The organism is Kitasatospora sp. NPDC056783 (genome assembly GCF_042789895.1).
Lineage (GTDB): Bacteria > Actinomycetota > Actinomycetes > Streptomycetales > Streptomycetaceae > Kitasatospora.
Genome location: NZ_JBHUAF010000289.1, coordinates 1 through 11043, shown reverse-complemented (window position 1 = coordinate 11043; position 11043 = coordinate 1). Strand labels below are relative to the sequence as shown.

Annotated in this window: 7 protein-coding genes and 1 riboswitch; of the genes, 6 read left to right on the top strand and 1 reads right to left on the bottom strand. The window is 75.6% G+C overall.

Going from position 1 to position 11043, the window contains the following annotated elements:
• The 4 genes from ACFRMQ_RS30255 to ACFRMQ_RS30240 all read left to right on the top strand — a co-directional run.
• The coding region (locus tag ACFRMQ_RS30255; RefSeq protein ID WP_380733867.1) for an amino acid adenylation domain-containing protein at nt 1-2645 on the top strand (2645 nt) is incomplete at its 5' end.
• A 6-nt stretch (nt 2646-2651) separates the two neighbouring features.
• Entirely contained in the window at nt 2652-3947 is a 1296-nt protein-coding gene (locus tag ACFRMQ_RS30250; RefSeq protein ID WP_380733866.1) for an MFS transporter, read from the top strand.
• Between the two features lie 15 nt (nt 3948-3962).
• Nucleotides 3963-4808, top strand: coding sequence for a dimethylargininase (gene ddaH, locus ACFRMQ_RS30245; protein WP_380733868.1), 846 nt, complete (start codon nt 3963-3965; stop codon nt 4806-4808).
• 169 nt (nt 4809-4977) lie between these two features.
• Nucleotides 4978-5205 (top strand): hypothetical protein, encoded by a 228-nt coding sequence (locus tag ACFRMQ_RS30240; RefSeq protein WP_380733865.1) that lies wholly within the window; start codon nt 4978-4980, stop codon nt 5203-5205.
• 47 nt (nt 5206-5252) lie between these two features.
• Here ACFRMQ_RS30240 and ACFRMQ_RS30235 read toward each other — a convergent pair whose 3' ends face one another.
• On the bottom strand, nt 5253-8471 hold the full coding sequence (locus ACFRMQ_RS30235; RefSeq protein ID WP_380733863.1) for a BTAD domain-containing putative transcriptional regulator: 3219 nt from the start codon (nt 8469-8471) through the stop codon (nt 5253-5255).
• Nucleotides 8472-8727: 256 nt separating this feature from the next.
• Here ACFRMQ_RS30235 and ACFRMQ_RS30230 point away from each other — a divergent pair, with 256 nt between their 5' ends.
• The gene (locus tag ACFRMQ_RS30230) at nt 8728-9801 is read left to right on the top strand and encodes a hypothetical protein (RefSeq protein WP_380733862.1); all 1074 of its coding nucleotides are present in this window, start codon (nt 8728-8730) and stop codon (nt 9799-9801) included.
• Between the two features lie 97 nt (nt 9802-9898).
• Nucleotides 9899-10042: riboswitch (SAM riboswitch) on the top strand.
• 197 nt (nt 10043-10239) lie between these two features.
• Nucleotides 10240-10953, top strand: coding sequence for an IclR family transcriptional regulator (locus ACFRMQ_RS30225; RefSeq protein WP_380733861.1), 714 nt, complete (start codon nt 10240-10242; stop codon nt 10951-10953).
• Nucleotides 10954-11043: the final 90 nt, after the last annotated feature.

Here is an 11043-nt window from a genome sequence, read left to right as displayed (position 1 = left end):
GGACGGTCGAGGCGATCGCGGTCCGGTTCGGGCGGCTGCTGGCCGCTGTCGCGGCCGGTCCGGACCTGCCGATCGGCCGGGCGGATCTGCTGTCTCCGGCGGAGCGGGCCGAACTGGTCGGCGGTGCGACGCCGTTGCCTGGGGAGGTGCCGTTGGTTCCGGCGGTGTTCGCGGCCCAGGCGGCGGCGACACCGGAGGCGGTGGCGCTGGTATGCGGCGAAGAGGCGCTCACCTACCGGGAGTTGAACGACCGGGCGAACCGCCTGGCACACCGGCTGGCCGGTGCCGGGATTCGTCCGGGTGAGGTGGTGGCTCTTGCCCTGCCGCGCTCGGTGGAGACGGTGATCGGGCTGCTGGCGGTGTTCAAGGTGGGCGGGGTGTACCTGCCGCTGGACGCCGGGTATCCGGCGGAGCGGACGGCCTACACCCTGGCGGACGCCGGGCCCGCGCTGGTGCTGACGGACGGCCGCTGGCCGCTGCCCGAACTGCTCGCCGACCTGCCCACCCTGGACGTCACCGATACCCCCGGTCCGGCGGAGCCCGTGAGGGCCGACCTGCGCGGAGCGGACGCGGCGTACGTGATTCACACCTCCGGGTCCACGGGCCGCCCCAAGGGTGTGGTGGTTTCGCACGGCAGCCTGGCCGCCCTGTTGGCCGGCCACCGGGCGGGCATGATGGCGCGCGAGCCCCGCCGGCGTTTCGCGCTGACGGCCTCGCTCTGCTTCGACGCCTCCTGGGACGGCCTGCTGTGGATGGTCGCCGGGCACGAGCTGCACCTGATCGGGGACGACCTGCGTCTGGACGCGGCCGCCCTGGTCCGCCACCTCGACGCCCACGGCATCGACGTGGTGAACTCCACTCCCTCCTTCACGGCCCAACTCGTCGAGGAGGGCCTGTTGGAGGACCCCGCGCCGCGTGTGGTGCTGGTGGGCGGTGAGGCCGTCGGGCAGGGGCTGTGGACGCGGCTGCGGGAGACCCCGGGCCTGCGGGCGTACAACCTGTACGGCCCGACGGAGTCCACCGTGGACGCCCTGGAGCAGTCGCTCGACGGTTCCGAGCGTCCGGTGCTCGGCCGGGCCGTCGCCGGGACGGCGGGGTACGTGCTGGACGAGCACCTGAACCCGGTACCGCCGGGCGTCGCGGGGGAGTTGTACCTCGCGGGCGCCGGCCTGGCCCGGGGCTACCTCAACCGGCCCGCGCTGACCGCCGAGCGCTTCGTGGCCAGCCCCTTCGCCCCCGGCAAGCGCATGTACCGCACCGGGGACCTGGTCCGCCGTGCCCGTGGCGGCGAGCTGGAGTACCTGGGCCGCACCGACGACCAGGTGAAGATCCGCGGCTTCCGGATCGAACTCGGCGAGATCGAGCAGGTGTTGACGAACCACCCCGAGGTCGCCACGGCTGTCGTCCGGCCGGACGACAGCGGCACCCGGCTGGTCGCCTACCTGGTCAGCGACCGTCCGCTCGACCCGGCCGGACTGCGGGCCTTCACCGCCGAGCGGCTGCCCGCCCACATGGTGCCCGCCGCCTTCGTCGCGCTGCCCGCCCTGCCGCTGACCGGCAGCGGAAAGGTCGACCACCGTGCGCTGCCCGCACCGGAGTTCGCCGCCCACCCGGCCGGCCGGCCGGCCCGCACCCCGCGCGAGCAGCTGCTCTGCACCCTGTTCGCCGAGACCCTCGGCCTGGAGCGCGTCGGCATCGACGACAACTTCTTCGATCTCGGCGGACACTCCCTGCTCGCCATGAAGCTCCTCTCGCGCATCCGCACCGCCCTCGGCGTCGACCTCGGCATGCGGGCGCTGTTCGAGGCGCCCACCGTGGCCGGGCTGGACGGCCGGCTCGACCAGGGCCCGGCCGCCGACGCCCTGGACGTGCTGCTGCCCCTGCGCACCGGCGGCGACCGGCCCCCGCTGTTCTGCGTCCACCCGGCGGCCGGCATCAGCTGGGTCTACTCCGGGCTGCTGCGCCACCTCGACCCCGAGCAGCCGGTGTACGGCCTCCAGGCCCGTGGCCTGCGCGGTGGGGCGCCGGCCAGTGTCGCCGAGATCGCCGAGGACTACGTACGGCAGATCCGCGCCGTCCACCCGTCCGGCCCGTACCACCTGCTGGGCTGGTCCTTCGGCGCGGTGGTCGCCCAGGAGATGGCCGTCCGGCTCCGGGCCGAGGGCGCGCCGGTCGGACTGCTGGCCCTGCTGGACGGCGGCCCGGCGGCCCGCACCGATGCCGCCCCGCCGTCCGAACCCGCCGACACGGTGGACGAGTTGCTGCGTTCGCTGGGCTACGACCCGGCGAACGGCAGCGGCCGGGCCGAGCTGGCGGCGGTGCTCGGCGAGGCCGCGCACCTCCTGCCCGAGGTGTTCGACCGGCACCGCAAGCTGATGGCCGAGCACCGGCCCCGGCGCTACCGCGGTGACGCCGTCTTCTTCGGAGCCACCCTCGGCAAGCCGGCCGACTGGCCGTACGAGGAGGTCTGGCGGCCCTACCTGGACGGCCGGATCGAGGGCCACCGGCTGCCCTTCGGCCACGGCGACCTGGCCCGGCCGGAGCCGCTCGCCCGGATCGCCGCCGTGCTCGCCGACGAACTGCGGCCCGAGAGCGCCGGCGCCACCGTCGAGAAGTCCCAGCACACCGAGAAGCCCGGAGCGTGAGCCGCGATGACCACCACCACTCCGATCGAGTCACCGGCGCCGCCGGACCGGCCGCGCAGCCGGTGGGGCCTGTGGGCCCACGGGGACTTCCGCCGACTCTGGATCGGTGAGACCACCAGCAATCTCGGCACGGCCGTCGGGAGCGTGGCGCTGTCCCTGGTGGCCGTGGTCACCCTGGGCGCCAGCCCCCTCGCGGTGGGCGTGATCAACGCGGCCGCCTGGCTGCCGTGGCTCTTCCTCGGCCTGCTGGCCGGCGCCTGGGTGGACCGCTGGCCCCGGCTGCGGGTGATGCTGGTCTGCGACCTGCTGCTGCTCGTGCTCTTCGGCAGCGTGCCGGTGGCCAGCTGGCTGGGGGTGCTCTCGCTCACCCAGCTGGTGGTGGTGGCCCTGCTCACCGGCGCGGTGAAGGTGTTCTTCTCCACCGCCTACGGTGCCGTGCTGCCCACCCTGGTCGGCAAGGCCGACCTGCTGGAGGCCAACGTCAAGCTGCGCTCCGGCGCCTCGGCGGCCGAGATCGCCGGTCCGGGCGCGGCCGGTCTGCTCTCACAGGCGTTCGGCGCCGCCAGCGGGATGTTCGCGGACTCGCTCACCTACCTGGTGTCGGCGATCTGCCTGCGGCGGATCAGGACGGAGGAGCACCCCCCGCCGGTGTCCGAGCGGCGCGGAATCCAGCGTGAGATCGGCGAGGGCGTCCGGTTCCTGCTGCGCGATCCGTACCTGCGCACGTTCGCCTGCTTCGCGGCGGTCGGCAACCTGGGGCTGAACGGCATCCAGGCGGTGCAGACGGTCTTCCTGGTGCGCAGCGTGGGGCTCGAACCGGACGCGGTGGGCGGGGTGTTCGTGCTGGTGAGCGTCGGCGGACTGGCCGGCGCGATGCTGGCCGGACGGATCGCCCGCAAGCTGGGCAGCGCGCGTGGTCTGCTGCTCTGCGAGCTGGTGGCCGCGCCCTTCATCCTGCTGCTGCCGCTGGCGGGCGACCGGCTGCCGCTGGTGGTCAGCGCGCTGGCCTGGGCGGTCGCGGTCTGTGGGGTGGTGGCGGGCAACGTCCTGGCCGGAAGCTTCTCCCAGGGCTACTGCCCGCCCGAGATGATCGGCCGGATCCGCGCCAGCTCCGCGACCCTCAACTACAGCGCGATCCCGGTGGGCGCTCTGCTCGGCGGCTACCTCGGCGAGGTGATCGGCGCCCGCAGCACCATCTGGATCATGGCGGGCGTGCTGCTCTCGGCCGGTGCGGTACTGCTGGCCAGCCCGCTGCGTGGTCTGCGAGACTTCCCGACCCGGCCCCCGGCGTCCGCCGTCTGACCGGTCCCTGCCCGTATCGCTCGTACCCGACCCTCACAGGAGCTCCCGATGGCCCGCACCGCGCGCCCGCGTCACTTCCTGATGTGCCGTCCGACGCACTTCGACGTCACCTACGCGATCAACCCGTGGATGGACCCGGCCAAGCCGGTGGACACCGACCTCGCCGTCGCCCAGTGGGAGCGGCTGTACGAGCTCTACGTCGAACTCGGCCACCGGGTCGACCTGATCGACCCGCTGCCCGGCCTGCCCGACATGGTGTACGCGGCCAACGGCGCCACCGTGGTGGACGGCAAGGTGCTCGGGGCGCGCTTCCGCAACGCCGAGCGGGCCGCCGAGGGCCCGGCCTACCTGGAGTGGTTCCGGGCCCGGGGTTACGAGACGCTCGACCCGGAGCACGTCAACGAGGGCGAGGGGGACCTGCTGACGACCGCGAGCCACGTGCTGGCGGGGCGGGGCTTCCGCAGCGTGGCGGACGGGCACGCGGAGGCCCAGGAGTTCTTCGGCCGCCCGGTGATAGGCCTGGAGCTGGTCGACCCGCGCTTCTACCACCTGGACACCGCGCTCGCCGTGCTGGACGGCGACGAGATCATGTACAACCCGGAGGCCTTCTCGGCCGGCAGCCGTGCGGTGCTGCGGCGGCTCTTCCCGGACGCGCTGCCGGCGGACGCCGCCGACGCGGCGGTGTTCGGCCTCAACGCGATCAGCGACGGCCTGCACGTGGTGCTGCCGGAGGCGGCCGTGGGCCTGGCCGCGCGGCTGCGCGAGCGGGGATTCCGGCCGATCGGGATGGACCTCAGCGAGCTGCTCAAGGGCGGCGGAAGCGTGAAGTGCTGCACCCTGGAGATCCGCCCGGCGGTCTGACCGGGCGTCGCCGCCGGGCCCCTTCAACCGATGTCGCCGAGCACCGGTGGTCGATGGTGACCACCGGTGCTCGGCTGTAGATCGGCCGTTGAACGCGCCCGGCAAGACTGGTGCCACACCACGAAGGAACCCCTTCCCAGCAGGGAAGCGAGCCGAGGGAGCACCAGAGATGACGCAGCGTCCGGCCACCACCACCCGCACCCGCCTCCGGCTGTTCACGGTCGGCCTCGGGGTGGCGGTCACCCTCGGCGCGGGCCTCTCGGTCACGGTCGCCGTGGCGCAGGCCTCGGACGCCGGGGTGGCGACGGTGGTGAGCGGCGACGCGACGCCGACGCCCACCCCGACCCCCACCCCGACCGGCGGCGCCGGCGGCGACTGGAACAGCACCGGCTCCTGAACACCCGGCTCCTGAACCCGCCGGCAGCCGGAAGCAGGATCGATTCTTCAGCAGCCCGTCGCGGACGGCACCGACTGAACCACCGTCACCGCCGTGACCGACGCCCCCGCGGCCCCCGCACCCTCCCGGGGCAGCAGCCCCGCCACCTCCCCCGCCTCCGGCAGCCCCAGCCGGACGAAGATCCGGTGCGCCTCCCGCAGCCGGACCCCCGCCTCGGCCTCCCGCCCGAGGTCCGCCAGCGTCCGGCCCAGCACCACCAGCGCGTGGCCCTGGTCCCGCTCGGCACCCAGCTCCTCGCACAGCGCCAGCGCCAGCCCGGCGTGCTCCAGCGCCTCCTCGGTGCGGCCCAGCGAGCGCAGACTGTCCGCCATCCGGTAGCGGGCGTGCCCGGCCCGGGCCCGCAGACCGGCCGCCGAGGCCACCGCCAGGCACTCGCCGAACCAGGTGACCGCCTCCTCGTGCCGCCCCAGCCCGTGCAGCGCCAGCCCCAGCACGTACAGCGTGTACGCCCGGCCCGGATCGTCGTGCCGGGTCCGCAGCTCCGCCAGCACCTCGTGGCAGATCGGCACGGCCTCGGCGGCCCGCCCGCTGCGCACCCGGGCCAGCGCGGCGTTCACCGTCGTCACCAGCGCCCCGGAGCGGTGGCCGAGCTCCCGGGCCAGCAGCAGCGCCTCGTCGTAGTGCTCGACGGCCTCGTCGTAGCGGCTCAGGAACTGGCAGACCAGGCCGAGGTCGTTCAGCGCCTGGCGCAGGATCACCGTGTCACCCGCCGCGCGGGAGGCGGCCACCGCCAGCCGGGACGCCTCCTCCGCCTCCTCCAGCCGGGTGGCGGCCAGCGCGACGTTGCCCCGCAGGAAGTGCGCCCGGCCGGCTGCCCGATGGTCGGCGCGATGGGTCGCGGCGGCGGCCAGGGCCTCCGCGGTGGTGGCCAGCTGACGGCTCGGCGGGGCGAGCGCGAACGGCGTGAGCGCGATCAGCAGGTCGATCGCGGCGCGCAACGGCTCCGGCCGCGCCCCCGGCTCGCCCTCCCGCCCCGGTGTGGCCTCCCGCCCCGGCTCGCCCTCCCGCCCCGGTGCGTCCCGCGTGGCCGGGTCGGCCCCCGCCCCCGGTGCGCCCCGCGTCCCCGGTCCGGGGCGCGCTCCCGCGACGTCCTCCGCGACCGTCCAGCCCGCCACCTGCGCGGCCAGCGCGATCGCCCCGGTGCACTCCGCCTCGGCCCACGCCCGCGCCCCGTCCTGGCCGGCCAGGTGGACGCCCGCACCGCGGGCGGGCCCCAGGGCGCCGGCCGCCGGGTCCCCGGGAACGGCGTGCTGGAAGGCCGTGCACGCGGTGGCCAGCAGGTGGTCCAGCATCCGGTCGCGGGCCGCGACGGCCGCGTCGGGATGGTCCGGACGGCGCCGGGCGTACGCGCGCAGCAGGTCGTGGAAGCGGTAGCGGCCGGGGAAGGGCGACTCCATCATCGCCACGTCCACCAGGGCCTCCAGCAGGTCCTCGGCGTCGTACTCGTCCAGGTCCAGCAGCGCCGCCGCCGCCTCCAGCCCGAGGTCCGGGCCGTCCACCGAGGCGGCCAGCCGGAACGCCCGGGCCTGGGCGGGAGTCAACTGGCGGTAGCTCAGTTCGAAGGCCGCCTCCACCTCCAGGTCGCCGATCCGCAGTTCGTCGATCCGCCGGCGCTCGACGGCCAGCCGGCGGCCCAGCGTCTGCACCGTCCAGCTCGGCCGGGCGGCCAGCCGGGCCGCCACGATCCGCACCGCGAGCGGGAGGTGGCCGCAGACGAGCAGCAGTTCCCGGGCGGCCTCCTCCTCGGCGGCCAGCCGCTCGGCGCCGATCGTGCGGCCCAGCAGTTCGAGCGCCTCCTCGGGTTCGAAGACCCCGAGGTCGGCCTGGACGGCGGCGGGCAGACCGGACAGCCGGGTGCGGCTGGTGGTGAGCACGGCGCAGCCGACCGCCCCCGGCAGCAGGGGTCTGATCTGGGCGGTGTCATGGACGTTGTCGAGCACCAGCAGCAGCCGCCGGCCGTCGACCACCGAACGGAACAGCGCCGAGCGGGCGTCCAGCCCGTCCGGCACCGCGTCGGCCGGCACGCCGAGCGCCACCAGGAAGCCGCTGAGCACCGCCTCCGGATCGGCCGGGGTGGCGTCGGCGCCCCGCAGGTCGGCGTGCAACTGCCCGTCCGGATAGGCCTCGCGGACCCGGTGGGCGACGTGCAGGGCGAGCGCCGTCTTGCCGACCCCGCCCATGCCGACCACGGTCGCGATCACCAGCGCCTGCCGCCCCGGGGCGCCCAGGGCTTGGCCCAGCCGCTCGACCAGGCCGGTACGGCCCGTGAAGTCGGCGGCATCGGGCGGCAGTTGGGCCGGCCTGGGCGGCGGTGCGGCGGGCGAGGCGGGCGAGGGCACGGCGTGGGCCTCCGGCGCCGGGCCGGCGGCGGGCGGGCCCACCGGCTCGGCCTGCGGCTCGGCCGGCTCCGCGAGAGTGGAGCGCGGCGTGACGGACGCCGCCGGGGCGAGCGCCGGGTCGCCCTCCAGGATCCGCTGGTGCAGCAGGTCCAGCTCCGCCCCGGGCGCCACCCCCAGCTCGTCCAGGAACAGCTGGCGCGCGCCGCGGAAGACCGCCAGCGCGTCCGCCTGGCGCCCGGCCTGGTACAGGGCGCGCATCAGCAGCCCGTACGCCCGCTCGTGCAGCGGATGCTCGGTGGTCAGCGAGGTCAGCTCCGGGATGCACCGGGAGAACCGGCCCAGCGCGAGGTCCAGCGAGATCCGCTCCTCCAGCAGGGTCCGCCGCAGCTCCTCCAGCCGTTGCCGCTGCCGCTGGGCGAACGGGCCGGGGATGCCGGTCAGCGGCTCGCCCTGCCACAGCTCCAGCGCCTGGTTCAGCAGGTCGCGCGCCTGCTGCGGCTCCCCGGCCGCCGCCGTCCGCTCGGCCTGCGCCGCCAGCTCCTCCGCCCGCGCCGCGTCCACGGCGTGCTTGGGCAGCACCAGCCGGTAGCCGTCCCCGGCCGAGGTCAGCACGTTCGGCGCGTCCGGCCCCTCGCCGTGGAGGATCTTGCGCCATCGCCACGCGTACGTGCGCACCGTCGTCATCGCGGTGCTCGGCGGCTCCTCGCCCCACAGGGCGTCGATCAGATCCGTGGCGCTCGCGCCGTGCCCCGGGCGGAGCAGCAGCACCGCCAGCATCGCCTGCTGCTGCGGACTGCCGACCTTCAGCACGGTGGAACCGCGCTGCGCCCGCATCAGTCCCAGCACCGAGAACCGGAAATCACCCATCCTGCACCTGCCCGCCTCGTGTGCTCGCCCCCGCACGCGCACGTGCCACCCCCGAAATGATGAGTCCCTATCAACCCACGTCACCCGCCGGGCTGTCGAGGGATCGTCGACCCGGCGGTGATCCGGTGTTGATCGACCGTCACCACAATGACTGGTGTGGCATCCGAGTCGGCCCGGCACGATCCGCGGGGCCCGCCACACCCCGGTCGCCCTGCCGCCGTCCGGGCGACCACCACGGCCCTCGGAGGCGGAGCCCATGAACACCGACCTGCTCTACCGGCTGCTCGACGTCGACCCGGCCGCCGGGCCGGGCGAACTGCTCCACCGCGCCCGCGCCGACCGCGACCTGCCGTACCTGGTGCTCGCCGCGCTCGACCGGGAGGGCGTGCGGATGGGCCGGCACGCCCGGGCCGAGTTGCAGCGCGCCCGCGACCGGGCCGACTGTTACGCCCGCCTCGCCCGCCGGCTCGCCGACGCCACCGGGGTCCGCCCGATCCGCGGCCTCCCACTGGCCCGCCACTACCCGCCCGGGCTGCCCCGGCCGCTGGGCGAGCTCAGCCTCGTCAGCCCCACCGAGGCCGCCCTCTGGCAGGCCGTGAACCGGCTGGTCACCGAGCACCCCGTGGAGTCCGTGGAGGTCGCCCTGCTCGGCGAGCGCCCCCGGCACACCGCCGTCACCCTGCGCTGGCCGGCCGAGGACCCGCTGCTCGACCCGTGGTACCAGGTGCGGGTCGGCACCGCCGCGCTCACCGGCGACCTCGCCACCGTCCCGGTCCGCCCGTACCTGGCCGCCGACGACCACGTCGAGTGCCTGATCGCCCTCGCCGAGGACGGCTTCGGGCGGCCCTTCCGCGCCGCCGACGTGATCGACGTCGCCCAGCTCGCCGGGCAGCCCTTCGAGCCCGTCGAGACCGCCGCCGTGGTCGCCGCCTACCGGCTCGCCCCGGAGACCGCCGCCCTCCTCGACCTCGCCGCCGCACACGTGCCGCTCGGCCCCCTGCGGGAGGTGCGCACCGCCCTGGAGGCCGAGATCGAACCCGAACTCCGCCGCCGCCGCACCTCCGCCGGCCCGCCCCGGCCGCGCCACGGCACCCTGCTGCGCCGCACCGTCACCCGCCACCAGTGGGACGAGGTGCTGCTCCTGCCCGCCGGGTCCGCCACCCTGCTGCTCACCCCGGTCGCCGACTACCTGCTCGCCCCGGAGGGCACCCGGCCGACGGCCACCGAGCGCGCCGCCGCCCTCGCCGCCCTGCGCGCCTGGGACGCCACGGCCCCCGGCAGCGCGGACCCGGCCTCCCGGGCCGGACTGACCGAGCCGCGTCCCCGCTGAAACAGGCCTGGTCAGGGCCGTGGACGGCGCCCTGACCAGCGCACCGTGGAAGAGGGGCCGTTTGGCGAGGCGCCCGGAGCTGGGTATCGTTCGTCGCGAATCATCCAGAGGGGTGGAGGGACCGGCCCTACGAAGCCCCGGCAACTCCCCGATCGACCCGGCGTCCGAAGTACGCGCCGTGCCGTCCGGGGTCAGTGCCAACTCCGGCCTGTCGCCAATGTGGCGCGGGAAAAGATGAGGAGACACGGTGCTCTCTGTGCTGTCCTTCGCCCGGGCGCTGACCGCCCCGGCCCTTCCGCGTACCCGTCTCGTGCCCGGCGCAGGCAATCGGCCGACTTCTCCGGCCCGTCCTCGCTGACCACCCCCGGCTCCCGCCGGGAGCCCCCCGTGAGCAGGACCACCCACCGCTCACGGGCACTGAGACTGGAGTACCCATCCATGGAGAACACGAGCGGCGTCGGCGTGCTCGACAAGGTCACCACGATCCTCGGCATCCTGGAGGCCGGCCCGGCCACCCTGGGCGGACTCGTCACCGCCACCGGGATGGCGCGCCCCACCGCCCACCGGCTGGCCGTCGCCCTCGAACACCACCGGCTGGTCACCCGCGACATGCAGGGCCGGTTCGCCCTCGGCCCCCGGCTCACCGAACTCTCGACGGCCGCCGGTGAGGACCGGCTGCTGGCCGCCTCCGGTTCGGTCCTCACCCACCTGCGCGACGTCACCGGGGAGAGCGCCCAGCTCTACCGCCGGCAGGGCGAGGTGCGGATCTGCGTGGCCGCCGCCGAGCGGCTCACCGGCCTGCGCGACACCGTGCCGGTGGGCGTCACGCTGCCGATGAAGGTCGGCTCGGCAGCGCAGATCCTGCTCGCCTGGGAGGAGCCCGAGCGCCTCCACCGGGGCTTGCAGGGCGCCCGGTTCACCGCCACCGCGCTGAGCGGGGTCCGGCGCCGGGGCTGGGCCCAGTCCATCGGGGAGCGGGAGCCGGGCGTTGCCTCCGTCTCCGCGCCCGTGCGGGGACCGTCGAACCGGGTGGTGGCCGCCGTCTCCGTCTCCGGCCCGATCGAACGGCTCACCCGCCACCCGGGGGCCCAACTGTCCCAGGCCGTCCTGGAGGCGGCCCACCGCCTCACCGAGGCCCTGCGCAACCCCTGACGGGGCGCGCCCCGCCTGGAGGTGGCGGGCGCCGCTCGGCCCCCGCGGACTGCCCGCTCGCGTTGGTCGTCACCCGGAAGTCGGCAGAGC